Below are 25114 nucleotides of genomic sequence, written 5' to 3' on the forward strand. Positions count from 1 at the left end.
CCCCCCAGGGTGTGCGACTTTCAGTAGTCATCGCGCACGGAGTGTAGATGGAGTTCCGGCGCTCGTGCCCGCCCACCCTTCCCCGAACCCGCACCGAATCCCCCGCCGACCATGCCCGCGCCCGACACGGGAGGCACCCATGACCACCACGGCCATCGACGTCCACGTCATCAGCACCTCATCCCTGGGGGACCGCAGCTACCTCGCCACCGACGGAACCTCGGCGCTCGTCGTCGACCCGCAGCGCGACGTCGACCGGGTCCTGGCCCTCGCCGGGCGCCTGGACGTGCGCATCACCCACGTCCTGGAGACCCACATCCACAACGACTACGTCTCCGGCGGCCTTGAGCTGTCCCGGCTGACCGGGGCCGCCTACGGCGTCGCCGCCGCCGACGAGGTCCCCTTCGAGCGCGTCCCGCTCTCCGACGGCGACGTCCTCGACATCTCGCCCGGCATACGCGTGAAGGTCCTGGCCACCCCGGGCCACACCTTCCACCACCTCTCCTACGCGCTCGAAGGCCCCGACGGGGTCGAAGGCGTGTTCACCGGCGGGTCCCTGCTCTTCGGTACCACCGGCCGCACCGACCTCCTCGGCCACCACCACGCCGAGGACCTGGCGCGCCACCAGCACGCCTCCGCCCGGCGCCTCGCCGAGCTGCTTCCCGAGGGCGCCCGCGTGTGGCCGACCCACGGCTTCGGGAGCTTCTGCTCGGCCACCCAGGCCTCCGGCGACGACTCCACCCTGGGGCGGGAGAAGGAGCACAACCCGGCGCTGCGCCTGGCCTCCGACGACTTCGTCCGGGAGACCCTGGACGGGCTCGACGCCTACCCCGCGTACTACGCGCACATGGGCGTGGCCAACCTCGCCGGGCCCGACCCGGTGGACCTGCGCGCCCCGGCCCAGGCCGACCCGCAGGAGCTGCGCGACCGCCTGGGGCGCGGCGAGTGGGTGGTGGACCTGCGCAACCGCAAGGCCTATGTCGGCTCCCACCTGGCGGGGACGGTGAGCCTGGGGCTGGACGGGCCGATGGCGACCTGGCTGGGCTGGATGATCGAGTGGGGCGCGCCGCTGACCCTGCTCGGCGAGACGCCCGACCAGGTGGCACAGGCCCGCCGGGAGCTGGTGCGCATCGGCATCGACCGGGTCGACGCCGCCGCCACCGGTGAGCCGGAGGAGCTGGCGGCCTCGCCCGATCAGCTCGTGTCCCTGCCCACGGCGACCTTCGGCGGCCTCGCCGACGCGCTGGACGGGTCGGTCCCCGACGGGCTGCCCGCCCCGGACGTCGTTCTCGACGTGCGGCTGAAGAACGAGTGGGACGCCTCGCACGTGCGCGGTGCGGTGCACATCCCGCTCCCGGAACTGGCGGGGCGCATCGCCGATGTCCCGGCCGGGGCGGTGTGGGTGCACTGCGGCAGCGGCTACCGCGCGACGGCGGCGGCGTCGCTGCTGGCCCGTGCGGGTCGGCGGGTGGTCCTCGTGGACGACGCCTTCGCCCACGCGGAACCCGAGGGCGTGCCGATGGTCGCGGCGTGAGCCGACGTGCGTGGCGGAATCGCCGCCCTTGGAGCGATCAGGCGGTGATTCCACCACCCGGGATCACCGAACCCCCTCCCCATGCGCCCGTTATGCCTGAAATGCGAGACCGTCGCGGGGATGGCGCACTGGCCCGGCGGCCGCCACGAACGTGGGTGACCACCCGCCCGCCCGGCCGCGCACCGCTCTCCTGAACCGCGAGCGGCCTCCGGACGGCAGGCGAGACCGGGAAGCGCCCCGCTGTCGCCGTCGCCGCCCCCGTGCACTCGGACGGCCTCCCGCCCAGCCGGGTCCGCGAGCGGGGTCCCAGCTCTGCCGTTGCCGCCCTCCGCCGTGGCGCACACACTCCGTGCAATCGTCAGCGCTGCCGCAGAGTGCGCCGTCCCCCTCCACCTCCGCCCGTCAACCGTCCCCCGCCTTTCCCGCCCGCCACCGGTACCGGGGCCGACCGGTGGCCGCCATGAGCGCACGAGCGCGGCCGACGGCCTCACCTTCCCGGCCCGGCACCGGCCTGCGCCCCTCACACGCCCCATCCACCGAGATCGAGGAACCATGACCGAACCCACTCCCTCCGCATCCTCCGCGACGCCCGCCGCCCTCACGGTCGACGAGGCACGCGAGCTGAGAGGGAACAACCCCCGCACCCGCCTGATCGACGTGCGCACCCCGGGCGAGTTCGCCTCGCTCCACATCCCCGGCTCCTTCAACGTCCCCCTGAACCTGCTCCGCGAGCACCGGGCCGACCTGGCCGCCGACCACTCCGACCCGGTCGTGCTGGTCTGCGGCTCGGGCATGCGCGCCGAAGAGGCCCGCACGCTGGTCGATGCCGCCGGGCTGACCGGGATCGGCGTCCTCCAGGGCGGCGTCACCGCCTGGCAGGCCTCCGGTGCCCCGGTCGAGAAGGGGAGCGGGACCTGGTCCATGGAGCGGCAGGTCCGCTTCACCGCCGGGGCCGTCGTCCTGGTGTCGGTCCTGGCAGGGCTCGCCTACCCGCCGCTGACCTGGATCGCCGCGTTCATCGGCGCGGGCCTGGTGTTCGCGGCGGTCACCGACACCTGCGCCATGGCCCGCGTCCTGGGCCTCCTCCCGTGGAACCGCACCGTCTCCTGCGACTCGGGAACGATGCTCGCCGCCCTGACCGGCCCGGCGTCCGTTTCCGGCGGGGAGGAGACCCGATGAGCACGGACGGCTGTTCCGCGCCCCGCGGTGCGGGGCGCGGCGCCCCGGCGGCCGAACGGGAGAGGGCGGTGGAGGGCGCCATGGCGGTGGTCGGCCCTCGCGTGGCCGTCGGCCCCCTTCGGGGACGTTCGGAAAGGGGCCGGGGAACGGCTGATCGGAGGGCGGCTGCGACCGGCCCTGCGACCGGATCTGCGCCTGGCCCTGCCTCCGGACCTGCGAGCGGCGCGGCGGTGGACCCCGCGGGCCGCCGGGTGCGCAGCAGGGCATCCGCCCGGAGACGGGCATGCTAGCGGCGGCCGTCTCCGGCGTGGCCGTCGGCGCGCTCATGGGGCTGCTCGGCGCGGGCGGATCGGTCCTCGCCGTGCCCGCCCTGGTGTTCGGCGTCGGCATGTCCGTCCACGCCGCCATTCCGGCCTCGCTCGCCGTCGTCGGGGCCTCCGCCGTCGCCGGGATCGTGCCCCGCCTGCGGCAGCGCCGGATCCGCTGGGGCGTCGCGCTCGCGTTCGCCGTGCCGGGGCTCCCGGCGGCCTACGCGGGCACGGCGATCGGGCGGCAGCTCCCCGAGCGCTGGCTCATGCTCGGCTTCGCGGCCGTCATGGCCGTTGTGGCCGTCCGCATGCTCGCCTCCTCCTCCGGCGGGGGCGGGGCGTGCCGCACGGGAACAGGCGGGGTGGACGTCCGCAGGTGCCTGCCGAAGGCGGTCCTGGCGGGTGCGGCGGTCGGCCTGCTCACGGGCCTGTTCGGGGTGGGCGGCGGGTTCGCGGTCGTGCCCGCGCTGGCCCTCCTGCTGGGGCTCGACGCGGCCGAGGCCGTGGCGACCTCGCTCGTCGTCGTGGCGCTCAACTCCGCGTCCGGGCTCAGCGCGCACCTGGGGGCGGCGCCCGTCGACGGGGCGGACGCGGGCGTCATCGCGGGGTTCGCGGCCGCCGCCGTGGCGACCTCCCTGGCGATGGGGCGGCTGTCCCGCCGGATCGCCGCCGACCGCCTGCAGATGGCCTTCGGCGTCGCCGTCCTCGTGGTGGCGGCGGGCACTGCGGCGGCCGCACTGTGGGCGCCCGGCCTCCTGGCGGGGTGAGCGCCCGCCGCCGGTGACGTCCGGCCGCCGACGCGGCGCCGAAGCCTTCATCCGCTCGGAAGAGCGCATGCAGAGCGCACCACGACCCCGTGGGCGGGCGCGGAACGCAGTCGGCACCGGCCCTCAGTGCCCCGGCGGCGGGATCTCCCCGGAGCCGCGGGGGATGAGCGTGGTCGGCACACGCTCCTCCCGGCGCGGGCCGTCGTCGCCCGCGATGCGCTCGAACAGGCGCTGGACGGCCAGCGTCCCGATGCGCATCACGTCCTGGGCGACCACGGTCACCCGCGGCACCAGCAGGTCGGCCATGGGGAAGTCGTCGAAGCCGACCACGGCCACGTCGTGGTGCAGCCCCCGCTCCTGGAGGGTCTGGATGGCGCCGATGGTCACGAGGTTCTGGGCGGTGAACAGGGCCTCGGGCGGGTGTTCGGAGTCGAGCATGGCGGCCAGCGCGCGGGCCGCGGTCTCGGGGTCGGGCAGGTCCACGGCCACCCGCCCGGGGCGCTCGGGCAGGCCGCGTTCGGCCAGGGCGCTGCGGTAGCCCGCCAGCCGCTCGCCGACCGTGGCGATGGAGGTCTCATCCCCCAGGAAGGCGATCTCGGTGTGCCCGTGGTCGGCCAGGTGCAGGACCGCCTCGCGGGCCCCCTCGGTGTTGGTGGCCAGCACGGAGTCCGCGGCCAGGCCCTGCGGCGGCCGGTCCACGAACACCACCGGCGTGCCGGTGCGGATCTCGCGGTGCAGGTACCCGTGGTCCGGGGCGGCCGGGACGATGATGATCCCGTCGACCCGGTGCAGGGTGGCGGCGCGCACCAGCTCCAGCTCGCGCTGGGGCTCCTCGTCCAGGCTGCCCGTGAACACCAGGGTGTCGTGCTCGCGGGCCACGTTCTCCACCGCGCGGCTCAGGGTGGCGGAGAAGGGGTTGGCCACGTCCTCCAGCAGCAGGGCGATCTGCCGGGTGGCGCCGTCCGTGCGCCGCAGGCTGGAGGCGGCGAGGTTGGGCTGGAAGTCGAGCTGGGCGATGGCGCGGGTGACCCTGTCGCGCAGGTCGTCGGAGACGGTGGAGACACCGTTGATGACCCGCGAGACCGTCTTGATGCTCACCCCGGCCAACGCCGCGACGTCGCGCATGGTCGCCCGGCGCACCGGTTCTCCGGCCGCGGCCCGCCGGTCCCTCTCACTCTGGTTCACCGACACCTGCATCTACTCTCCGGACACCATGGCAGCGCCCCGGGCGTATGAGCCCCGGGGCGGCACGTTCGCGGTGCCGCCCCGGGGCTCATTACCGCTCGGGTTCGCGGGGGGATGGACTCATTCTGCCGCACCGCTCGGATCGGGGCCGAGCGGACGGACGGTGACGTCCTCGACCGAGCCGCCGCCACCGTCGGCGTAGACGGAGATCCCGGTGGCGTCGGGGTCGGGGAAGACGAGGTCGGTCAGCGTGGCCCGGCCGCCGGCGGCGAACACCTCGACCGAGGAGGTGTCCACGACCGCGCGCAGGCGGACTCCCCCGCCCTCCAGGGGCAGCGGGACCGCGCTGCGGCTGGTGAAGGCGTGGTGGAAGCCGGTGTCGCCGGAGGCGGAGCGGTCCAGGAACAGCTCCCGGGCGGCGGTGTCGTAGCCGATCACCGTGGCCTGGTCGGCGCCTTCGTGCACGCGCAGGCCGATCTCCTGGGCCTGTCCGGGCCGCAGGGTCAGTTCGACCTGGTAGGCCTGTCCGGGTTCGGCGGGCGGCAGGTCGAGCCCGCTCCCGGGCACCGGGGCGCTGTCGCGCTCGTAGACGGGCGCGCCGTAGATCGACTCCAGCTGGTCCACGGGGTTCTGGACCAGGCGGGGCCGCCCGCCGACGGTCTCCAGCTCCAGCCGCCGGGGCAGGGCCATGGCACCGCGCCAGGGGGAGGTGGGGGTGTCCTCGGCGTACTGCCAGTTGTTCATCCACGCCATGGTGACGCGGGCGTCGTCGGGCGTGTCGTTGTAGGAGACGGCGGCGTAGTAGTCGCGGCCCCAGTCGAGCCAGTCGTAGTCGGTCAGGCCCGCCGCCGGGCCGTCGGAGAAGACCACGTGGTCGAGCAGGACGTGCCCCCACCCGCCGGTGGCGTCGTCCTCCACGCGCAGCCGCGCGGTCCGGCCGACGAGGCCGGAGACGTCCCAGGACACCCAGTCCAGGTGCTCGGTGTCGTCGCCGGTGGCGCTGCGCACGACCTCTCCGTCCACGACCAGGTCGACCGAGGCGTGGCCGCCCTCGCCGCTCCTGGGGTGGTGGCCGCCGCCCACGAGCATGTTCACGTAGTCGCGGTCGATGGTGAACGCGGGCGAGGTGGCGTGCCCGCGCGGGGCGTCGCCGCCGACGTAGCTGTTGAGCAGGCGGTCGCCCTCGTAGCCGACGACCTCCTGCTGGTCGGGCAGGGTCCCGGCGGCGGGTGCGGTGCCGAAGGGGCCGTCGCCGCCGTCGCCGTCCAGGTCGTTGACGACCTCCCAGCCGCCGTAGCCGTCCTCGAAGTCGGCGAAGACCTCGCCGTCGGGCGGGCCGGGATCCAGCAGGCGCTCGGGGGTGAACGCGGTGCCGTCGAAGTCGCCGACGAAGTACTGGGCGCCCGATCCGCCGGCGACGGAGCCGGGGTTGAGGTTGACGATGAGGACCCAGCGGGTGTCGTCGGGGTCGCCGTCGACGGGCAGCTCGAACAGGTCGGGGACCTCCCAGACGCCGTTGACGGCGTGGGCGGGGCCGAAGCCGCTGAGGAACTCCCAGTCGACGAGGTCGTCCGAGCGGTGGAAGAGCACCCTGCGCTCGGTGGCCACCACGGTGGACATCACCCAGTAGCCGCCCTCCTCGTACCAGAACACCTTGGGGTCGCGGAACTCGCCCGAGCCGATGTCCAGGACGGGGTTGCCCTCGTAGCGCTCCCAGGTGTAGCCGCCGTCGAGGCTGTAGGCCAGGGACTGGGCCTGGATGCCGGGCCGCTCGGAGGAGTCGGTGTAGGCGCTGGTGTACAGCGCGACCAGGGGCGGGTTCTCCGCGGTGCCCAGGCCGCTGGTGTTGTGCTCGTCGAAGACGATGCCGCCGGAGAAGACGTGCTCCTCGTCGGAGTAGGGCAGCGCGAGCGGCTGCTCCTCCCAGGTCATCAGGTCGGTGCTGGTGGCGTGCCCCCAGGACATGTTGCCCCAGCGGTCGCCCTCGGGGTTGTACTGGAAGTACAGGTGGTAGACGCCGTCGTGGTGGATGAGCCCGTTGGGGTCGTTCATCCAGTTCTGTGCCGGGGTGAAGTGGATCCGGGGCCGGTGGGGGTGGTCGGCCCCGGCCGCCGGGGCGGCCGCGCCGGTGAGGGCCAGGGCGGCGCCGGTGGCCAGGGCGATCGCGGTGGTCCAGGCGGTGGGCCGGGACGTGGGCCGGAGGTCGGGGCGTGGCCGTCGGTACATGAGGGATCTCCGATCTCGCTCCCCGTGTCAGTGCGGCGTGCCCACCGCGAACCGCGCCCCGGAGGTGTCGGCGCTGACGCGTCCGAGGGGCGCCTTCGAGGGGTGCCGGTGGGCGGTCGGGGGCCGGTGACGCGGATCACTCTGCCTTCGGGAGTCAACGTTGTCAACGGGTGCGCATCGGCGCATTCGGTTCGGTGAACGCCCTAGGTCTGCGGGGGTTGACAGACCTACGAGGTTGCGATGAAGCTTTCGGGTCATCGTTGTCTTGGTGACTGGCGTCACGAGGCACACTGCCCCCGCGTCCCGCCGTCGGCGGGACGCCGACGAAGGAGTCCCCATGTCGCACGCACCGTGGACCCGCCGGGCGCTGGCCGCCACCGCCGGAGCCGGGCTCGCACTCTCCCTCGTGGCCTGTTCCTCCGAAAGCGGGGCCGACGACGGTGAGGTCCTGGTCGGCCTGATCACCAAGACCGAGACCAACCCGTTCTTCGTCAAGATGAAGGAGGGCGCCGAGGAGGCCGCCGAGGAGCACGGCGTGCGCGTGCAGAGCTTCTCCGGCGAGTACGACGGCGACAACGAGGGCCAGGTCCAGGCGGTGGAGAACCTCATCGCCGCCGGGGCCGACGGCATCCTCATCACCCCCAACGACTCCGAGGCGATCGTGCCCGCCCTGGACCGGGCCCGCGCCGCCGGGATCATGGTGATCGCCCTGGACACACCGACCGAGCCCGCCGACGCGGTCGACGCCACCTTCGCCACCGACAACTTCCTCGCCGGTGAGTACATCGGCCGGTGGGCCGCCGCGCGCTTCGAGGCCGAGGACGTGGAGCCGCGCGTGGCCATGCTCGACCTCAACCCCAACCAGATCGCCGTGGATGTGGCCCGCGACCAGGGCTTCCTCCAGGGGTTGGGCGTGGACATCGCCGACGCCGGCCAGATCGGCGACGAGGACGACGCGCGCATCGTCGGCCACGACGTCACCGAGGGCGCCGAGGAGGGCGGCCGCACCGCGATGGAGAACCTGTTGCAGCGCGACCCCGACCTCAACCTCGTCTACACGATCAACGAGCCCGCCGCCGCCGGGGCCTACGAGGCGCTTGAGGCCGCGGGCGTGGAGGACGACGTGGTGATCGTGTCGGTCGACGGCGGCTGCCCGGGTGTGGAGAACGTCGAGAGCGGCGTCCTGGGCGCCACCTCCATGCAGTTCCCCCTGGAGATGGCCGCGCAGGGTGTGGGGGCGGTCGCGGAGTACGCCGACTCCGGCGAGACGCCCGACCCCTCCGAGGGGCTGGACTTCGTCAACACCGGGGTCGAGCTGATCACCGACGAGGCCGTGGACGGTGTGGAGAGCCGGGACAGCGCCTGGGGCCTGGAGAACTGCTGGGGATGAGCGGCCGCCCGTACGCCACGACACGAAGGAAGCGCTGAACCACCGTGACCACATCGAACACCCCGCGGGTGCCGGCCTCCGGCCCCGAACCACCGCCGGCCGCCCCGGCCGACGACGAGCGGCCGCCCACGCTGGTGGACCGGGCCCAGAAGCTCCTGCACGCCCAGGCCACCCTGGGCCCGGCGGCCGTCCTGCTGATCACCGTCGTGGCGTTCGCGGTGGTCGCGCCGAACTTCCTGAGCCCGCCCAACATCTCGCTCATCCTGCAGCAGACCGCGGTGATCGGCACCCTGGCCCTGGGCCAGACCCTGATCATCCTCACCATGGGCATCGACCTGTCGGTCGGCTCGATCATGGTCCTGTGCTCCATCGTCATGGGACGCCTGTCCGCCGACGCGGGGGTGCCCGGGCCGGTCGCGCTGCTCGTGGGGCTGGCCTGCGGCATGGCGTGCGGGCTGGTCAACGGCCTGCTGGTGACCCGGGTGAAGCTGCCGCCCTTCATCGTCACCCTGGGCTCGCTCAACATCTTCTTCGCGCTGAACCTGTGGATCTCGCGGAGCGAGACCATCCGCGGCGCGGACATGTCCGAGGTGCTGCTGTGGACCGGCCAGGTCGTCACCGTCGGCGGCACGCGCCTGACCTACGGCTCCCTCCTGATGCTGCTCATCTGCGCGGTGCTCGCCTACGCCCTGCACCGCACGCGGTGGGGCCGCCACGTCTACGCCACCGGTGACGACAAGGAGGCCGCCCGCCTGGCCGGTGTGCGCGTCGACCGGGTCCTGCTGAGCGTGTACGTGGTCGCGGGCCTGGTCTACGCGGTGGGCGCGTGGATCCTCATCGGCCGGATCGCCTCGGCCAGCCCGCAGGCGGGCGTCATGGACAACCTCGACAGCATCACCGCCGTGGTGCTCGGCGGCACCAGCCTCTTCGGCGGCCGCGGCCTGATCATCGGCACCGTCATGGGCGCGCTCATCGTGGGCGTGTGCCGCAACGGGCTCTCCCTGGCGGGGGTGGACGTGCTGTGGCAGAACTTCGCCGTCGGCGTCCTGGTGATCCTCGCCGTCTCCCTCGACCAGTGGATCAGGAAGGCCCGACGATGAACCAGACCTCCACCGGCGCGGTGGGCCGCCCCGCCGGTCCGATCGGGTCGGCCGAGCCGGTCCTCCAGGCGGTCGGCCTGGTCAAGCGCTACGGCAACGTGACCGCCCTGGGCGGAGCCGACCTGGAGCTGTACCCCGGCGAGATCCTCGCCGTCATCGGCGACAACGGAGCGGGCAAGTCCAGCCTCATCAAGGCCCTGTCCGGGGCGATCGTCCCCGACGCGGGGGAGATCCTGGTGGAGGGCCGCCCGGTGCGGCTGCCCACCCCGATCGCCGCCCGCGAGGCGGGCATCGAGACCGTGCACCAGAGCCTGGCGGTCTCGCCGTCCCTGGACATCGCCACCAACCTGTTCCTCGGGCGGGAACTGCGCCGACCGGGCGTGCTCGGCTCGGTGTTCCGGATGCTGGACCGGTCCAGGATGCGGTCGGAGGCCGCCCGCCACCTCAGCGAACTCGGCATCAAGACCATCCAGAACCCCAACCAGGCGGTGGAGACCCTGTCGGGCGGCCAGCGCCAGGCGGTCGCGGTGGCGCGCGCGGCGGCGTTCGGCAACAGGGTCGTCATCATGGACGAGCCCACCGCCGCGCTGGGCGTGCGCGAGTCCCGCGCCGTGCTGGACCTGATCCTCAGGGTCCGCGACAGCGGGCTGCCGGTCATCCTCATCAGCCACAACATGCCGCACGTGTTCGAGGTCGCCGACCGGGTGCACGTCCAGCGCCTGGGACGGCGGGTCGCCACGCTCGACCCGTCGGGCTGCAGCATGTCCGACGCCGTCGCGGTGATGACGGGCGCCCTCGACCCGGCCGAGCTGCCCGCGGGGGCCCTGGCCCCGGCGTACTCATGACCGCGGTGTACGGCGGGGCGCCCCTGGACCCGGCGCCCCGGGCCGGAACAGGATGGCCCCTCCTGGCGGGGTGAGCGCCCGCCGCCGGTGCCGCCCTCCTCCGGGGGGATCGGCGCGGTCGCGGGCGGCGGGTCACGCGTCCCCGGGGCAGGCCTCCACGGGTCAGCCCTCCATGCGTTCCCGCAGGGTCGGTACACCGTCGCCGGTGAGCTCGTCCAGGTGGGCGGAGCGGCCGGTCATCGCCATGATCAGGGCCAGGGTGCTCCCGGAGACCTCTGGTCCGGTGCCGGTGTCGAACGGGCCGTCGGTGGCGCGGAGCCGCAGCCCCCGGACCCGGCTCTTGGCGACGACGACCTGGTCAGAGCCCTTGTAGTAGTCGGCAACCCGCGTCAGCGCGGCGATCGGGCGATCGCTCGCGATCCCCAGGGGGCGCCGGATGTCCTCGCCGTGCACGATCACCTCGCCGAGGATGGCGGGCTTGGGCAGGGGCGGCGACGTCGTGCTGTCCGTGACCGCCCGGAACCGGGCGAGGGTCTCGGCGGCGGAGTCCCCCATCTGCTCGGCGAGGCGCATCACGACCTGGGCGTCGAAGTCGAACCGGCAGCGGAGCACGCCCGCGAACCACCTCGGCCCGTTCAGCGCGGCCGCCGCCGTGAGGTGGGCCAGGACCTGGCGCACGGTCAGCCCCTCGCACAACGACGGCGTCTCCCACCGCTCCTCGGTCAGCTCCGACAGGTCGTCGGCCAGCGCCGCCCGCTCCTGGTGGATCAGCGGCCACAGGTCCGCGCGGCCGCTCATCGGCGGGCTCCGCGCGACAGGCTCGCCATGGGTGAGGGCATCGGGCGCTCCTTCGATCCAGTGATCCGGTGGTCGTCCCGCCACCGCGACGGCGGTGGCCTCCGCCATCCTGCCGACCGGCACCGACAGAACGCAGGCGGGACACGGCGCCTTCCCAGGGCGCGCCGGCCCGGAGGACAATCGGAGCACGACCGATCGAGCGGAGAGGTCTGATGATGACTCGCTCAACGCCGTCCACCCCCTCCGACTCCACCGCCGCGGCCGCGCCGACCGTCCCCGGCCCCGCACCCGCCCCGGACGACGCCGTCCGCGCCTCCTCCCCGCCCGACCCCCTCGGCCCCGAAGACGCCCTCGCGCTCGCGCTCCCACCGCCCGCCCGCCCCGCTCCGGGCGTGGAGCTGCTTCGAGGGGCGCACTTCGCCTTCCGCCCCAGGCTCCGGCCCCTGGCCATGGACCTCTGGCTTCCCGAGGAGCGGCGGGAGCCCGTCCCCCTGGCGGTCTTCGTGCACGGGGGCGGGTGGCGTGCGGGTCGGCGCGACGACCTCGGCGAGCGGTTCCGGCCGTGGAATCCGGGGCCGTTCGCGCGCCTCGCGCGGGAGGGGGTGGCGGTGGCCTGCCCGGAGTACCGGCTCAGCGGAGAGGCGGTCGCACCCGCCCAGGTCGAGGACGTGACCGAGGCGCTGGTGTGGCTGCGCGCCCGCGCCGGTGAGATCGGCGTGGACCCCGGCCGCACGGTGCTGTGGGGCGAGTCGGCCGGGGGCCACCTCGCCGCGATGGCCGCCCTGGCACCGGCCTACCACCGTTCCCTGTCGCCGACCGGGCCGGAGGCGGCGACGGGGGTGACCGTCACGGGCTGCGTGACCTGGTACGCGCCCACGGACCTCCGGCACTTCGGCACCGACCATCCCCTGAGCCGCTTCGACCCGCGGGACCCGGGGAGCTCCGAGGCGCGGATGCTCGGTGTCGCCCCCGCCGACGACACCAAGCGCGCGCGGGCCAACAGCCCCGCCGCGCTGGCGTCGGCGGATGCGCCGCCGTTCCTCGTCCTCCACGGGCGCGAGGACACGTCGGTGGCACCGAAGCAGGCGGAGCGGCTGGCCGACGCCCTCCATGAGGCCGGGGCGCAGGCCGACCTGCGCCTGGTCGACGGCGGCGGCCACCGGTGGGAGGGCCTGTCGGAAGAGGCGCTGCGGGGGTGCTGGGACGCGACGGTCGACTTCATCCGCGCCCGCACCGGCGCCGGTGGGGGAGGGGCGGTGAAATAGGGGTAGGGGGTATATGGTCGGGGTGGAACGACCCCCTCGACCACCCCCAAGGAGGCCACCGTGTCCGACCCCTCCGACCCCTCTCGCGAATCCCCGGTTCCGCCTCCGGTCCCCTTCGATCCCGAGATCGCGGGCCCGCTCCGGGAGGCCCGTGCGGCGCCGCCGCCGCTCGAAACCCTCGGCGACGTCCCCGCGTTCCGCGCCGCGCAGGCGGCGTTCGCCGCGGTGTCCGACGAGGAGCTGCGGCGCGGCGGCGCCTTCGACGTCGAGGAGCGGGCGGCCCCGGGGCCCGAGTCGGCGCCCGATGTCCGCCTCATGATCTGTCGGCCGGCCGCCGCCTCCGGCCCCGTCCCCGCGCTCTACTACACGCACGGCGGCGGAATGGTGGTCGGCGACAACCGCCTCGGCATGCCGGAGGTGCTCTCCTGGGCCGAGGAGGTGGGGTTCGCAGTCGTGTCCGTGGACTACCGGCTCGCGCCGGAGAACCCGCACCCCGCGCCCATCGAGGACTGCTACGCGGGGCTGGTCTGGACCGCTGAGAACGCGGCGTCGCTCGGTATCGCCCCGGAGCGGATCGCCGTCGGCGGCGGCAGCGCCGGGGGCGGGCTCGCCGCGGCCCTGGCCCTGCTCGCCCGCGACCGCGAGGGGCCCGGCCTGTACGGGCAGATGCTGCTGTGCCCCATGCTGGACGACCGCAACGACAGCCTCTCCATGCGCCAGATGGACGGTCTGGGCATGTGGGACCGACCGGCCAACGACGTGGGGTGGGCGGCCCTGGTCGGCGAGGCGCGCGGCGGGCCGGAGGTCTCCCCGTACGCGGCGCCGACACGGGCGGGGGACCTGTCCGGCCTGCCGCCCGCCTTCCTCGACGTGGGCTCCGCCGAAGGGTTCCGCGACGAGGCGGCGGAGTACGCCTCCCGCCTGTGGGCGGCAGGGGGGCGCGCCGAACTCCACGTGTGGGAGGGCGGGTTCCACGGCTACGACTGGACGGTCCCGGACGCCGAGATCTCCCGGGCGGCCCGGGCGGCCCGAGTGAGCTGGCTGCGCCGCCTCTTCAGGTGAGCCGGGCCGTACCCGTGCGCGCCCCGGTGCTCCGCCGGGGCGCGTTCGTCGTTGCGCCCGCCGCCGCCCGCATCGTTCTTCGGGGGCTTGACGCGGCAAAGGCAAATGAGCTTAGGCTAACCTAAACTTATTGCGCGCCGCCCGCTGCGGAGCCTGGAGAGGGGACGGAATGAGCCGGTTTGAACGCGCCGTACTGCGGGTGCTGAGGGCCCCCGACCACTGGATCACGGTGCAGGGTGCCGCCGACGTGACGCCCCGCTACCGCAGGATCCGCTTCCACGGCCCCGAACTGCTCGCCGAACACGCCACTCCGCCCGCGTTCTGGCTGCGGCTCTGGTTCCCCTCCGGGGGCGAGGAGTACCAGCGCGGATACACCGTCACCGATGTGGACCGGGAGAACGGGGAGTTCTCCGTCGAGTTCGTCCTGCACGACGGGGGGAGCCTGGCCTCCGACTGGGCGCGCGCGGCGGAGAAGGGGGACCGCCTCCGGGTGACCGTCTACCCGGGCAAGTCCTTCACGCTCCCGGACCCGGCCCCCGCCGGGTACCTGCTCGTCGGGGATCCCGCGTCGCTCCCCGCGATCAACGACATCCTGCGCGCGCTGCCCCCGCAGACCCCGGCTCGGATCCTGCTCCAGCGCCAGCACGCCGAGGACATGGACCTGCCCACCGCGGTGCGCGAAGGCGACGAACTCACCTGGGTCGTGGAAGAGGACGGGCTGCCGAAGGCGGTCGAGGCGCTGAAGGGCGAAGTCGACGGATGGAGTGCGTGGGTGGCCACGGAGACCGGTACCACCAAGCGCGTGCGCACGCTGCTCCGCGACGCCTGCGGACTCCCGAAGGGCGCCGTCACCGCCCGGGGGTATTGGATCAAGGGCCGTTCCATGGGAGGCGCCCCCAAGGGGGAGTGATCCCTCCGCGATATCCGTCGGCGGTGCCGGGGGAACGAAGGCGGCCGGGGCGCCTTCAGGGGTGTCCCGGCCGCAGGTGCTCCGTAGCGTGGCCGTCACATGGACGTGTACCCGCCGTCGGCGATGAACTCCGAGCCGGTCGAGTAGCTCGACTCGTCGGAGGCCAGGAACAGCACCAGGTTCGCCAGTTCCTCCGGCTCGCCGGTGCGGCGCAGGGGCTGGATCCTGGCCAGGTCGCCGACGCCCGAGCCCTCGGTCATCGGGGTGGCCACGAAGCCCGGGTGGACCGAGTTCACCCGGATGCCCTCCGGGCCGAGCTCCTGGGCCGCGCCCTTCGTCATGCCGCGTACCGCCCACTTGGTGGCGGTGTAGCCCATGATCCCCGAGAAGGCGATGATGCCGCCGATCGAGGAGATGTTGACGATCGAGCCGCCCCCGGCCTTGCGCATCGAGCCGATGACCGCCTTCATGCCGAGGAACACCCCGACCTGGTTGACGTCGATGTCCTTGCGGAAGTCCGCCTCGGACATCTCCTCAAGGGGCTGGTTGTGCACGATTCCGGCGTTGTTGACCAGCACGCTCACCGGGCCGAAGAGCCGTTCGGCCGCCGTGATCGCGTCCTGCCAGCCGTCGGCGTCGGTGACGTCGAGGCGGACGAACCCGGCGGCCTCGCCCAGCTCGGCGGAGAGCGCCACGCCCTCCTCGTCCAGCACGTCGGCGATGACGACCCGGGCGCCTTCGCGCACCAGCGCCCGCGCCTGCGCGGCACCCAGCCCCCGGGCGCCGCCGGTGACGATCGCGACCTTGCCTTCGACCCGTCCCATGGTGGACCTCCACGTCTCTCACGCGGGCGGCGGCCCCGTCGTCGTCGCCCGATCATGAGGGGAACGGGGCGCGGCCGCAGGATATTCCTAATAGGAATTCGAGAGGCGGGGAAGGGGGGCGGCTTGACGGGGGCGAGTGTGAGTGGTTTATTACTCACATGACGACACCGGCATCCCGCCGACAGCTCTCGACGGCCGACGAACGCAGGCGGACGGTCCTGCGCACCGCGGTCAGCGCGTTCGCCGAGCGGGGCTACTTCGGCACCACGACCACGGACGTGGCCCAGCGGGCGGGCATCTCGCAGGCCTATGTCTACCGCCTGTTCCCGGGCAAGGAGGCGCTGTTCTCGGCGGTGGTGGAGCACTGCTTCGCCTTGATCCGCGAAAGCCTGGGCGACGGCGCCGCCGAGGCCGAGGGGAGCTCGCCGGAGGCGGTCCTGAACGCGATGGGCGACGCCTACGCGCGGCTCATCGCCGACCGGGACCTGCTGCTGCTCCAGTTGCACGCGCAGTGCGCGGCGGCCTCGGAGCCCGTGATCGGCGAGGTGGTGCGGGCCGGATACGCCCGGCTGACCGAATACGTCCGGGGGGTCTCCGGGGCGGCGGACGCCGATGTCCAGCGGTTCTTCGCCACGGGCATGCTGTGCCACCTCGTGGTCGCCCTCGACGCCAACCGCATCGACGCCCCGTGGGCGCGGACGCTCTCCGACGGGCTCCGCCACTTCTGACCCGCGCCCCGTGTCGATCTCGGGGGAAGCGCCCCCGCCGGCGCGGTCCCCGGATCGTCTCCCCCGAGACCGACACGGGGTGGGCGGCCGTCTTTTCGGCCCAAAAAGTGAGTGGTCAACCACTCATGCTTTTCCGGTCTCCCGGCCGGACCTTCGAGAGAGGAACGACCCATGCCGCTCGCGCCGAACCGGCCCACCCGGCCGCGTCAGCAGCCCGCGCATCAGGAACCGGCGCGCCGGGAGCCGTCGCTCCCGGCCCGCGCCGCCGTCCTGGCCGCTGCGACGATGACGATCATGGCGGCGGCGATCATCGCGCCCAGCCTGCCCGCGATGCGCGAGGAGTTCTCGGGCACGCCCGGCGCCGACCTCCTCGTCCGCTTCGCCCTGACCATCACCTCGCTCGCCATCGCCGTCAGCGCTCCCGCCTCCGGGCTGGTCGCCGACCGCGTCGGGCGCCGCCCGCTGCTCGTGGGCGGCCTGGTGCTCTCCGCCGTCAGCGGCACCGCCGGATTCCTGGTCACCGACCTGTACGTGCTGCTGGCCACCAGGGCGCTCCTCGGAGTCGCGGTGGGCGGGATCATGACGGCGGTCGGCGCCATGATCACCGACTGGTTCGACGGGCCGCGGCGCGCCACCTTCCTCGGGGCGCAGCAGGCGTTCGCCAGTCTGGGCGGCGTCGTGTTCCTGCCCCTGGCCGGTGTGCTGGCCGCGGTCGACTGGCGCGCACCGTTCTGGATCTACGCCGTCTCGGCCGCCGTCGCCGTGTTCGCCATCGCCGCTCTGCGCACGGAGCCGCCCGCCGGGCGCCCGGCGGCGGCACCGCGCCGCTCACCCGGCCCGCACCGCCGGACGATGACCGGCCGCGTCCTCGGCGTCTACGCGCTGGCGCTGGTCGCGACGCTGGTGTTCTTCATGGCGCCCACCCAACTGCCCTTCCTGCTCAGCGGCCACGGCAGCGGGCCCGCCCTGACCGGCGCGGTGATCGCCGGAAGCACCCTCACCAGTGCGCTCGGCGCGCTGGCGTTCCCGGCCCTGCGCCGCCGCCTGGCGCCCGCCGCGATCACCGCGCTCGGCGTCGCCCTCCTCGGGGCGGGCTGGCTGCTGGTCGGCACGGCCGGGGCGGTCGGGGCGGTGGGCCCCGTCGCGCTGATCGCGGCCGGGCTGCTCGTCAGCGGCGCGGGCGTCGGGATCACCGTCCCCGACCTCAACCTGCGGCTCAGCGAGCTGGCCCACCCCGAGCGGCGCGGCCGGGTCCTCAGCGGCCTGGTCACGGCGGTCTTCCTCGGGCAGTTCCTCTCGCCGCTCATCGTCCAACCCCTCATCCGGACCACCGGCCTCGCCGCCGCGTTCACCTGGACCGGTGGCGCGCTCGCGGCAGGCGCCGCCGTCGCCCTCATCGGGACGCGGGCGGCGCGCCGAGGCCGGGACCACGGGGCCTCCCGCTGAGGCCCGTCGGCACCACCGAATCACCGCACCGAAAGGAAAGAACGATGATCCAGCACGGCATCCGCTTCACCCTCAAGCCCGGCACCACCCCGGAACAGCGCGATGAGGCCCTGGAGAGCCTGCGCAACCAGGGGCGGGTCATCCCGTCCGTGACCTCCTTCGTCGTCGGCCCGGACTACGGCGGCGAGTACGAGTGGGGGGCCACCTTCGCCATCGAGGACCTGGACGGCTACTGGGAGTACCTCATCCACCCCGCCCACCTGCACACCGACCGGATCGGGCTGCCGCTGATCGACAGGTTCGCCTCGTTCGACATCACCGACGACCTGTCCCCGGACTTCGGTGAGCGGATCGCGGCCCTGCACCAGCGCCGGTACGACAGCATCCCCGACATCTCCGACCTGGTCTCCGACCTGGGTGAGTACATCGGCAGCGCGGCCCCGGGGCCGCACGGCGACTGACCGCCGCACCCCGCCCCCGCACGGGGCGGGGACGGGGACGAAAGGGAGGCCCGGGACCGCCGCTCCGCGCAAGGGCGGTCCCGGGCCGTGCGGCGCCTCCGACCCCAGAGGAGGAAGGCCGGGCCGCCGCCGAGGGCGTGGGCCTTCCCGGGAAGGCCGTGGGCACCCCGGGCGCGGCGCGCGTCGAGGGGGTGCGCGGCCCGGCCGCGGGGCCGCCGCGCCGCCCTCGGGCGCGGCGAGGCCCAAAGCCTAGGTGCATAGCGGTCGAATAGTGGATCAATCCGCTCGGACTGGACCGGTTTCGGCCATGTCTTCACGGGATTCCCGGTGAGGCGGTAGTGGGCCGGGGAGACAGGGGAGACCGGCCCGCCGCCCCGGCGCGCGCCAGGGTCCGGGGGGAGGCGCCCCGAGACGGGACCCGGTGGATCGGGCGGGGCGCCTCCCCGGTCTTCGGCCCCGTTGTTCCGTTTCGGGATCTATCGGAGGCTCGGAAGCAACGCCCGGCCCTCGGCTGGGGCCTCTTGTCGCCGGTAGAGGCTGCTTCGGACTCGGCCGACGGGACCCGGTCGCGCGACGTCTCGGGGTCGGTGCCCGGCTGCTCGCCGACCCGCGTGGGCGCTCCGGGGCGTGCGGCCGGGGCCCGGCGGGTCCCCACCGCCGTCCCCGCGGCGCGTTCACGCAGCCCATCGGGGCACTTCCCCGGTGGCCGGCATGTCCCTCACCCATTCCCGGGCCTGAGAGCCTCCATCACACCCGGAACGGAACACGTGTCTTGGGCCCGTGGGCTCTGCCGCCGTTCCTCGACCGGCCGGCCGAGGAACGGCGGCCGGAACCGTCGGGCGCCGGCCGCCGGGCGTCAGGCGCCGAGCGGGCGCCCGTCCCCGGCCAGGCGGGTCAGCAGCCCCGCCAGAAGCGCCACCTGGTGCGGCGTGCGGCCGATACTCACGTGCTCCTCGCGCGAGTGCGGTCCCGCCCCGGCCGCCCCCAGGCCGTCGAGCACCGGGCGCCCCAGCGCCGCGACCAGGTTGCCGTCGCTCGCCCCGCCGACCGAGATCTGGCCCAGGTCCTCCCCGAGCCCGCGCGCCACCTCCCGCGCCGCCGCGAACGCGCGGTCGGTCGACGGGCCGGGGTTCATCGGCGGCCGGTTCCACCCGCCGGAGACCTCCACCTTCACCCGGGCGTCCGACGGCGCCAGCGCCGCCAGCCCCGCGTCGATGCGCTCCGTCTCCGCCGGGTCCTGGATGCGCACGTCCACCTGGCACGACGCCGAGCCCGCCACGACGTTGCGCGCGGTGCCGCCGCCGAACACGCCCACGTTCACCGTGGTCCCTCGCTCCGGCGCGGCCAGCGCCGCCATCCGGGGCACCAGCTCGGCCAGGGCGTGCACGGCGCTCGCCCCCGCCTCCGGGTCGAGCCCGGCGTGCGACTCGATCCCGGTGGCCGTGACGTCGAACAGGCCCATGCCCTTGCGTCCGGTCTTGACCCGGCCCTCACGGCTGGGCTCCAGTACCAGCGTCACGTCCGCCGCCTGCCCCGCCCGCTCGATGTGCGGGCGCGACGCCGGGCTGCCGACCTCCTCGTCCCCGTTGAGGAGGAAGCGGACCGACGGAACGGGCAGACCCAGCGCGCGCAGGTGCTTGACGGCCCAGACGCCCTGGACGATTCCGGCCTTCATGTCGAAGCAGCCCGGTCCGCTGAACCGGTCGCCGTCGATGCTCACCGGCCACTCGGCGAGGGTCCCCTCGGGCCACACCGTGTCGTAGTGGCACAGGAGCAGCACCTCGCCGCCGCCGTCGCCCGGGTAGAGCAGCTCCAGCACGTCGCCGTTGGCGCCGCCGTCGCGGCGGACGCGCTCGGCCGGGTCGCCCAGGCGGTCGGTCAGCCACGCCTCCAGGTCGTCCAGTCCGGCGTCCAGGAGGCCCTTGTCGTTGCTCGGGGTCTCCTTCTCCACGAGGCGCCGCAGGTCGTCGAGGATGGTCGCCAGGTCGCGCCGGGCCGCCTCGGCCAGCTCTGCCAGCTCGGCCAGCTCGGCCGGTCCGGGCGGGCCGGGCAGGGACGCATCGGTCACGTCGTCACCTTCTCTTCGCTCGGGTGTGGGGAGGGGGAGCGGGTCCCATGGGGGGCGGTGGGCCGCCGTCAGCGCACCGGGGCGCCGGGGCCGAGCGGGATGCCCAGCCCCCACCAGGCCAGCAGGATGAGCGTCCATCCGACCAGCATGGCCACCGAGATCGGCAGCGTCATCGACAGCAGCGTGCCGATGCCCGCGTCGCGCCGGTACCGCTGCAGGAAGCCCAGCGCCATGGCGAAGTAGGGGCTCATCGGGCTGATCACGTTGGTGGGGGAGTCCGCCACCCGGAACACCGCCTGGGTGGTCTCCGGCGGGATGCTCAGCAACATGAACATCGGCACGAACACCGGCGCCACCAGCGCCCACTGCGCCGACCCGCTGGTGATCATGATGTTCATGACGGTGCACACCAGCACCATCCCGACCAGCATCACCGGCGTGGGCACGCCCGCCGAGTCGAGCAGCCCGGCGCCGCGCACCGCCAGCACCTCGCCCAGCCCGGTCCACTTGAAGTAGGCGAGGAACTGGGCGGCGGCGAAGAACAGCACCAGCACCGGCGCCAGGTCGCGCACGCCCTGGGCCATCGCCTCGGGGATCTCGCGCGCCCGGGACAGGGCGCCGGTCGTGCGGCCGAACACCGCACCGGCCACCAGGAACAGCAGCCCCATGATGAAGGCGATTCCGGTGATCAGCGGTGAGCCGAGCACGCCGCCGTCCTCGCCGCGGAACGGCGAGGAGGACGGGACGAGCGCGGCCGTGATCAGCGCCGCGGCGGCCACCACCACAAGCAGCGCGTTGCGCAGCCCGCGCCGCTCGTCCGCGGTCAGCCGCATGTCGCCCAGCTCGGCGTCGGCGCCGTCGCCGTCGACCTCCATCCGGGCGGTGGCCGGGGCCAGCACGAACTCGGCGACCGCGGTGATGATCAGCGCCAGCAGCACCGCACTGACCGCGGTGAAGAAGTAGTTGGCCACCGGCGTGACCGTGTACCGGGGGTCGATGATCTGCGCCGCGCCGGTGGTGAGCCCGGCGAACAGGGCGTCGCCGGGGGTGAGCGCGATCGAGGCGTTGTACCCGGCCGAGATCGACCCGAAGGCCGTCACCAGGCCCAGGATCGGGCTGCGCCCCGCCGCCTTGAAGATCATGGCGCCCAGCGGGACGAGGACGACGTAGGCGGCGTCGGAGGCCACGCTGGCGGACACGCCCACCACGGCCAGCGCGAAGGTGAGCAGCTTGTCCGGCACCCGGGTGACGCTGCCGCGCAGCACCGCGTTGAGCAGGCCCGCGCGCTCGGCGACGGCGACGCCGAGCATGACGACCACGATCAGCGCCATGGGCGGGAAGGCGGCGAAGTTGTCGACCGCGTCGCCGAAGACGACCTGCACGCCTTCGGCGCTGATCAGGCTCTTGACGGCGATGCGCTCCCCGTCGGCGGGGGAGACGGCGTAGACGCCCAGGGCCTCCAGGACCGCGCTGAGCAGCACGACCAGGACGCCCATCAGGATGAACAGCCAGAACGGGTGCGGGAGCTTGTTGCCCGCGCGCTCGATGAGCTGGAGGAACCGCATGAGCACCGCCATGGCGCGGCCGGTGCTGCGGACGTCGGCAGTGGCCACCGTCGACTCCTCGGGTCGGAGGGCTGGGGGCGGGACGCGCGCCGCATGACCTGCGTCACGTCGTCCCATGACGTGACAGAGTCCACCGCAGTGGTGAGTCTTGTCAATATCAAGCCGGAAAATGGTGGATTAAGTCAGCAGAGAGTGGCCTGATAGTGGCTATGATCCAGGTGTGGGTGCACAGGAGATGGACGAACTCGACCTCGACCTGGTGGCCGCCCTGCAGTACGCCCCCCGCGCGCCCAGCAGCGCGCTCGCCGAGGTGCTGGACAGCTCCCCGAGCACCGTGGGGCGGCGCCTGCAGAGGCTCCAGACGTCCGGGCAGCTGAGGGTCGTCGGGCAGCTCGACTGGTCGCTCGTCTCCGACGCCCACCCGCGGCACATGTGGCTGCACGCCGAATCCGGCCGCGCGGTGGAGGTGGCGCGCCGGCTCGCGCGCATGCCCGAAGTGCAGCTCGTCGCCCTGAGCAGCGGACGTGCCGACATCTACTGCGTGGTCCACCCCTCCGAGCGCACCCGCGCCACGGAGCTGCTGACGACCGAGATCCCGTCGGTGGAGGGCGTGCGGGCCGGACAGTCGGACCTGGTGCTGAGGCCGATCACCCGCGCCGACGCGTGGACGCTCGACCGGCTGCCGCCCGAGCGCCTGGAGGCCCTGCGGCCGTACCGGACGCACGTGCCGGAGCAGGACGACGGCGCCGCCGCGGCCTCGGGGCCCCTGACGGGGGATGAGATCGAGGTGGCGGGCATTCTGCACGCCGATGCGCGCACCGGCTCAGGGGATGTGGCGCGGGAGCTCGGCGTCAGCCAGTCCACGGCCTACCGGCTGGTGCAGTCGCTCCTGGAGCGCGGTGTCGTGCGCCCCCGAGTGGAGGTCGAACCGGAGCGCCTGGGCATGCACCTGGAGGTCATCCTGTCGCTCACGGTGCGCCCCGGGGCCATCGCGCACGTGGCCGAGAAGCTGGCGTCCCATCCGTCGGCGCGCTATGTGTCGGTGGTCGCGGGGGAGGTGTCGCTGATCCACCACGGCGCGTTCCGGGACGAGAGGGAACTGGGCCGCTTCATCACCGAGGACCTGGCGGCGCTGCCCGGGGTGGCCGACGTGCGCTCGTCGGTGCTGCTGGAGGTCCTGCGCCGCTACTGGATCGACCGCGCCGACGGCCTGCTGGGCGAGGCGAGCCTGCCGTTCACGCGGAAGGACCGCCCCCGGCGCTGAGCGTCCGGGCGCGCTGGATGGTCCCGATGATCCTCATCTGCGCGGGGTCGTAGGGGTGGGCGAGGTGGCCCGCCCGGATGGCCGACCTCTCGGCGTCCACGGCGGTCCCGGCCGAGCCCTCCTCGGCGGCGAGGTGGGCCTTCAGGATGGCGTGGGTGTGCTGGTACTGCGACAGGCGCGGGTCGTCGGGGTGGGCGGCGGCGAGGGCGCGCTCGGCGGTCTCCACCGCCTCGGCGAGCCGGCCGGGCCCGTCGGCGCCCTGGCCGATGAACTCGGCCACCTGCGCCAGCCGGACCGAGAAGTTGGGGTCGTCCTCGGGGGTCAGCTCCACGGACTCGCGTGCCAGGCGCAGGGCCTCGCCCAGCCCGGCGGGGTCGGTGCCCCCGGGGTCGCGCGTGAAGGCGTTCGCCCACATGGCGGCCAGGGTCGCCGCGAGCTGCTGGAGGATCAGCGCGGCGTCGGGGTCCGTGCGCCCGCCCAGGCGGACCGCCTCGCGCAGAGCCTCCACGGCGCGCTCGCCGTCGGCGTGGGTGCCGCCGTCGAGATAGCGCAGGCCCTGCGCCAGCCCCAGGATGAAGTGCGCCCACGGGTCCTTGCCCTGGGCGCCCACCAGGGCCTGGGCACGCCGGATCGCGTCGTCGGTGGCCTCCTTGGAGGTCGTGACGAGCGCGCCGCCGGGGCCGGTGGCGCGGTCCCGGGGGAAGAGGATGTCCGAGAGGAGTTCGGCACGGGTGCGGGCGGGGTCGGACTGGTCGGACATTCGGGGTCCTCTGGGTCCTCGGGGGCGTCTCGGACTGGCTGGGCCGATCGTAGCGCCTGAGGTACCGATGGGGCGGAGGTGCCGGTGTCCGCCGGTGTATAGGGTGATCCGTGCTCCGACCGGCCTTCTGCCGCACCCCCCCTGGAACGGAGACGGCGTGTCCGCATCTGAACAGCAACGGCCCCTCGTGCAGCAGGCCGTGGAGTCGTGGGCCCGGATGGAGGCCCTCATCGGCACGCCCCTCGGCGAGCGCGCCTGGCGCGAGCACTGGGGGCTGGTGGCGCGCCTGCGCCGGTCGTACGTGCTCTTCTGCCTGGGCCTGGGACTGTTCTCCGGAGGGGCCGCCGCGGTCGCGGTGACCCTGCTCGGGCTGGTCTGGCAGGCGGGGGACGGCTTCCCCTTCAGCGTGCTGCCGTTCGTGCTGACACCGGTGGTCCTCGGGCCGATGTGGAAGCGCAGGACCGCCGTGACCGTGGCGCCGTTCCTGGGGCAGCGGCGCCATGTGTGGCCCCGGTGGCTGTTCTCGCTGGTCTTCCCGGTCGTCCTCATCCTCGGCGTGTTCGTGCCGTGGAGCCCGGTGTGGACGGCCGTGTCGGGCCTGCTGTGCGCGGCCCCGTGGTGGCTCAGCGCCGTCCTTGAGGCCCGCCGCCCGGTGCCCGCCTACCCCGAGGCCTGGCGTACCGCCTGACCGCCTGATGGGCTGACCGCCTGACGGCGTGACCGCCTGACCGGCGGCCGTCCGGGGCGCGCACGCTAGCCGGTGTCGCCCCAGTCCGCCGTCGCCCTGCGGACCACGTCGACGATGGTCTCCCTCGTCGCCGCGTCCACCTCCTCATCCGTGGCCTCCTCCTCGGCGACGTCCGAGATCAGGCGGTTGAGCTGCGGCAGCATCGAGGGCCAGGCCGCCAGCCCGATCACCGCCATCAGCAGCGACGCCGTACGCCGGTCGGTGCCGGTGCCGAGCACCTTCGCCAGCGCGTCCACCTTCGTCGTGTAGTGCGCCCGGCGGTCCTCGCGCCCCGGGAGCTCGGACTCCTCGCCGTAGTGCAGCGACTCCCACATGAGCAGGCGCAGCAGCTGGGGGTTCTGCCGGTGGTACTCGTAGAGCCGCCCGGCGTACTCGGCGATGTCCCCGGACGGCAGCCCGATGCCTTCGGTGTGCTCGCTGAGGGCGTCGACCATGACCGCCTCGAACAGGGCGTCCTTGTTGCCGAAGTGCCCGTAGATGCGCTCCTTGTTGACCCCGGCGCGCTTGGCGATGCGTTCGACGCGCGCACCCCCGATGCCGTGCTCGGCGAACTCGTCGCGGGCGGCGGCCAGAAGGCGGGCACGGGTGGCGGCGGCGTCACGAGGCATGGCGCCCAGGGTAGCGGCCACCGACCGGTCTGTTGGAGCGCGTCAGGGCCGCCTGGCGGGGGGGCCCCCCCCC

22 protein-coding genes are annotated in these 25114 nt (G+C 74.0%); 14 read left to right on the top strand and 8 right to left on the bottom strand.

Features of this window, described 5'->3' with window-relative positions:
* Positions 1-139 precede the first annotated feature (139 nt).
* The 3 genes from D476_RS0115170 (at position 140) to D476_RS0115180 (ending at position 3788) form a co-directional block, all read left to right on the top strand.
* Entirely contained in the window at positions 140-1534 is a 1395-nt protein-coding gene (locus tag D476_RS0115170; protein ID WP_017624791.1) for an MBL fold metallo-hydrolase, read from the top strand.
* A gap of 552 nt (positions 1535-2086) precedes the next feature.
* Positions 2087-2713, top strand: coding sequence for a rhodanese-like domain-containing protein (locus D476_RS0115175; protein WP_017624792.1), 627 nt, complete (start codon positions 2087-2089; stop codon positions 2711-2713).
* A 283-nt stretch (positions 2714-2996) separates the two neighbouring features.
* Positions 2997-3788, top strand: coding sequence for a sulfite exporter TauE/SafE family protein (locus tag D476_RS0115180; protein ID WP_017624793.1), 792 nt, complete (start codon positions 2997-2999; stop codon positions 3786-3788).
* Between the two features lie 123 nt (positions 3789-3911).
* Here the strand turns inward: D476_RS0115180 and D476_RS0115185 are convergent, their stop codons facing one another.
* Positions 3912-4985: a LacI family DNA-binding transcriptional regulator gene (locus tag D476_RS0115185; RefSeq protein WP_017624794.1), complete on the bottom strand. Its 1074-nt coding sequence runs from the start codon at positions 4983-4985 to the stop codon at positions 3912-3914.
* Positions 4986-5093: 108 nt separating this feature from the next.
* Positions 5094-7199 carry a glycoside hydrolase family 32 protein gene (locus D476_RS0115190; protein ID WP_017624795.1) on the bottom strand — a complete coding sequence of 702 codons (2106 nt, stop codon included), beginning with the start codon at positions 7197-7199 and terminating at the stop codon, positions 5094-5096.
* A 337-nt stretch (positions 7200-7536) separates the two neighbouring features.
* Here D476_RS0115190 and D476_RS0115195 point away from each other — a divergent pair, with 337 nt between their 5' ends.
* From D476_RS0115195 to D476_RS0115205, 3 genes are read left to right on the top strand one after another with little or no spacing between them, the layout of a single operon-like run.
* The gene (locus D476_RS0115195; protein WP_017624796.1) at positions 7537-8589 is read left to right on the top strand and encodes a substrate-binding domain-containing protein; all 1053 of its coding nucleotides are present in this window, start codon (positions 7537-7539) and stop codon (positions 8587-8589) included.
* Positions 8590-8633: 44 nt separating this feature from the next.
* On the top strand, positions 8634-9689 hold the full coding sequence (locus D476_RS0115200; RefSeq protein WP_017624797.1) for an ABC transporter permease: 1056 nt from the start codon (positions 8634-8636) through the stop codon (positions 9687-9689).
* Entirely contained in the window at positions 9686-10534 is an 849-nt protein-coding gene (locus D476_RS0115205) for an ATP-binding cassette domain-containing protein (protein ID WP_017624798.1), read from the top strand. The genes D476_RS0115200 and D476_RS0115205 overlap by 4 nt, the downstream gene beginning before the upstream one ends.
* Positions 10535-10696: 162 nt before the next feature.
* On the opposite strand, the gene D476_RS0115210 is transcribed toward D476_RS0115205, so the two are convergent.
* Complete coding sequence (locus D476_RS0115210; protein WP_017624799.1) at positions 10697-11332, bottom strand: maleylpyruvate isomerase family mycothiol-dependent enzyme; 636 nt, start codon at positions 11330-11332, stop codon at positions 10697-10699.
* Positions 11333-11544: 212 nt separating this feature from the next.
* Between D476_RS0115210 and D476_RS0115215 the strand changes: the two genes are divergently transcribed.
* The 3 genes from D476_RS0115215 to D476_RS0115225 all read left to right on the top strand — a co-directional run bounded on the left by D476_RS0115215 (position 11545) and on the right by D476_RS0115225 (position 14569).
* Positions 11545-12597, top strand: coding sequence for an alpha/beta hydrolase (locus D476_RS0115215; protein ID WP_017624800.1), 1053 nt, complete (start codon positions 11545-11547; stop codon positions 12595-12597).
* A 60-nt stretch (positions 12598-12657) separates the two neighbouring features.
* The gene (locus D476_RS0115220) at positions 12658-13659 is read left to right on the top strand and encodes an alpha/beta hydrolase (protein ID WP_017624801.1); all 1002 of its coding nucleotides are present in this window, start codon (positions 12658-12660) and stop codon (positions 13657-13659) included.
* 169 nt (positions 13660-13828) lie between these two features.
* Positions 13829-14569, top strand: coding sequence for a siderophore-interacting protein (locus D476_RS0115225; RefSeq protein ID WP_026123526.1), 741 nt, complete (start codon positions 13829-13831; stop codon positions 14567-14569).
* 95 nt (positions 14570-14664) lie between these two features.
* Here the strand turns inward: D476_RS0115225 and D476_RS0115230 are convergent, their stop codons facing one another.
* Entirely contained in the window at positions 14665-15393 is a 729-nt protein-coding gene (locus D476_RS0115230; RefSeq protein WP_017624803.1) for a glucose 1-dehydrogenase, read from the bottom strand.
* A gap of 158 nt (positions 15394-15551) precedes the next feature.
* On the opposite strand from D476_RS0115230, the gene D476_RS0115235 reads away from it, so the two are divergent.
* From D476_RS0115235 to D476_RS0115245, 3 genes are all read left to right on the top strand, one after another.
* A complete protein-coding gene (locus D476_RS0115235) occupies positions 15552-16121 on the top strand; it encodes a TetR/AcrR family transcriptional regulator (RefSeq protein ID WP_017624804.1) in 570 nt (189 codons plus the stop codon).
* Between the two features lie 171 nt (positions 16122-16292).
* Positions 16293-17567 carry an MFS transporter gene (locus tag D476_RS0115240; RefSeq protein ID WP_017624805.1) on the top strand — a complete coding sequence of 425 codons (1275 nt, stop codon included), beginning with the start codon at positions 16293-16295 and terminating at the stop codon, positions 17565-17567.
* Positions 17568-17611: 44 nt separating this feature from the next.
* Positions 17612-18028, top strand: coding sequence for a Dabb family protein (locus D476_RS0115245; RefSeq protein WP_017624806.1), 417 nt, complete (start codon positions 17612-17614; stop codon positions 18026-18028).
* Positions 18029-18884: 856 nt separating this feature from the next.
* Here D476_RS0115245 and D476_RS0115250 read toward each other — a convergent pair.
* Positions 18885-20096, bottom strand: a complete 1212-nt coding sequence (locus D476_RS0115250) for a M20 family metallopeptidase (protein ID WP_017624807.1) — start codon at positions 20094-20096, stop codon at positions 18885-18887.
* A gap of 68 nt (positions 20097-20164) precedes the next feature.
* Positions 20165-21709, bottom strand: a complete 1545-nt coding sequence (locus D476_RS0115255; RefSeq protein ID WP_017624808.1) for an AbgT family transporter — start codon at positions 21707-21709, stop codon at positions 20165-20167.
* A 187-nt stretch (positions 21710-21896) separates the two neighbouring features.
* On the opposite strand from D476_RS0115255, the gene D476_RS0115260 reads away from it, so the two are divergent.
* Complete coding sequence (locus D476_RS0115260) at positions 21897-22925, top strand: Lrp/AsnC ligand binding domain-containing protein (RefSeq protein WP_017624809.1); 1029 nt, start codon at positions 21897-21899, stop codon at positions 22923-22925.
* On the opposite strand, the gene D476_RS0115265 is transcribed toward D476_RS0115260, so the two are convergent.
* Positions 22897-23685 (bottom strand): hypothetical protein, encoded by a 789-nt coding sequence (locus tag D476_RS0115265; protein ID WP_017624810.1) that lies wholly within the window; start codon positions 23683-23685, stop codon positions 22897-22899. The two genes, D476_RS0115260 and D476_RS0115265, sit on opposite strands and share 29 nt — an antisense overlap.
* 157 nt (positions 23686-23842) lie before the next feature.
* On the opposite strand from D476_RS0115265, the gene D476_RS0115270 reads away from it, so the two are divergent.
* The gene (locus D476_RS0115270) at positions 23843-24373 is read left to right on the top strand and encodes a hypothetical protein (protein ID WP_040726413.1); all 531 of its coding nucleotides are present in this window, start codon (positions 23843-23845) and stop codon (positions 24371-24373) included.
* A 65-nt stretch (positions 24374-24438) separates the two neighbouring features.
* Here D476_RS0115270 and D476_RS33425 read toward each other — a convergent pair whose 3' ends face one another.
* The gene (locus D476_RS33425) at positions 24439-25041 is read right to left on the bottom strand and encodes a TetR family transcriptional regulator (RefSeq protein WP_017624812.1); all 603 of its coding nucleotides are present in this window, start codon (positions 25039-25041) and stop codon (positions 24439-24441) included.
* Between the last annotated feature and the right edge of the window lie 73 nt (positions 25042-25114).

The organism is Nocardiopsis chromatogenes YIM 90109 (assembly GCF_000341185.1).
GTDB lineage: Bacteria > Actinomycetota > Actinomycetes > Streptosporangiales > Streptosporangiaceae > Nocardiopsis_A > Nocardiopsis_A chromatogenes.

What these genes read in the sequence shown, in the direction of transcription:
- D476_RS0115170 (WP_017624791.1), top strand. Translation starts at nt 140, where the DNA reads ATGACCACCACGGCCATCGACGTCCACGTCATCAGCACCTCATCCCTG.
- D476_RS0115175 (WP_017624792.1), top strand. Translation starts at nt 2,087, where the DNA reads ATGACCGAACCCACTCCCTCCGCATCCTCCGCGACGCCCGCCGCCCTC.
- D476_RS0115180 (WP_017624793.1), top strand. Translation starts at nt 2,997, where the DNA reads ATGCTAGCGGCGGCCGTCTCCGGCGTGGCCGTCGGCGCGCTCATGGGG.
- D476_RS0115185 (WP_017624794.1), bottom strand. Translation starts at nt 4,985, where the DNA reads ATGCAGGTGTCGGTGAACCAGAGTGAGAGGGACCGGCGGGCCGCGGCC.
- D476_RS0115190 (WP_017624795.1), bottom strand. Translation starts at nt 7,199, where the DNA reads ATGTACCGACGGCCACGCCCCGACCTCCGGCCCACGTCCCGGCCCACC.
- D476_RS0115195 (WP_017624796.1), top strand. Translation starts at nt 7,537, where the DNA reads ATGTCGCACGCACCGTGGACCCGCCGGGCGCTGGCCGCCACCGCCGGA.
- D476_RS0115205 (WP_017624798.1), top strand. Translation starts at nt 9,686, where the DNA reads ATGAACCAGACCTCCACCGGCGCGGTGGGCCGCCCCGCCGGTCCGATC.
- D476_RS0115210 (WP_017624799.1), bottom strand. Translation starts at nt 11,332, where the DNA reads ATGAGCGGCCGCGCGGACCTGTGGCCGCTGATCCACCAGGAGCGGGCG.
- D476_RS0115215 (WP_017624800.1), top strand. Translation starts at nt 11,545, where the DNA reads ATGATGACTCGCTCAACGCCGTCCACCCCCTCCGACTCCACCGCCGCG.
- D476_RS0115225 (WP_026123526.1), top strand. Translation starts at nt 13,829, where the DNA reads ATGAGCCGGTTTGAACGCGCCGTACTGCGGGTGCTGAGGGCCCCCGAC.
- D476_RS0115230 (WP_017624803.1), bottom strand. Translation starts at nt 15,393, where the DNA reads ATGGGACGGGTCGAAGGCAAGGTCGCGATCGTCACCGGCGGCGCCCGG.
- D476_RS0115235 (WP_017624804.1), top strand. Translation starts at nt 15,552, where the DNA reads ATGACGACACCGGCATCCCGCCGACAGCTCTCGACGGCCGACGAACGC.
- D476_RS0115240 (WP_017624805.1), top strand. Translation starts at nt 16,293, where the DNA reads ATGCCGCTCGCGCCGAACCGGCCCACCCGGCCGCGTCAGCAGCCCGCG.
- D476_RS0115245 (WP_017624806.1), top strand. Translation starts at nt 17,612, where the DNA reads ATGATCCAGCACGGCATCCGCTTCACCCTCAAGCCCGGCACCACCCCG.
- D476_RS0115260 (WP_017624809.1), top strand. Translation starts at nt 21,897, where the DNA reads ATGGACGAACTCGACCTCGACCTGGTGGCCGCCCTGCAGTACGCCCCC.
- D476_RS0115265 (WP_017624810.1), bottom strand. Translation starts at nt 23,685, where the DNA reads ATGTCCGACCAGTCCGACCCCGCCCGCACCCGTGCCGAACTCCTCTCG.
- D476_RS33425 (WP_017624812.1), bottom strand. Translation starts at nt 25,041, where the DNA reads ATGCCTCGTGACGCCGCCGCCACCCGTGCCCGCCTTCTGGCCGCCGCC.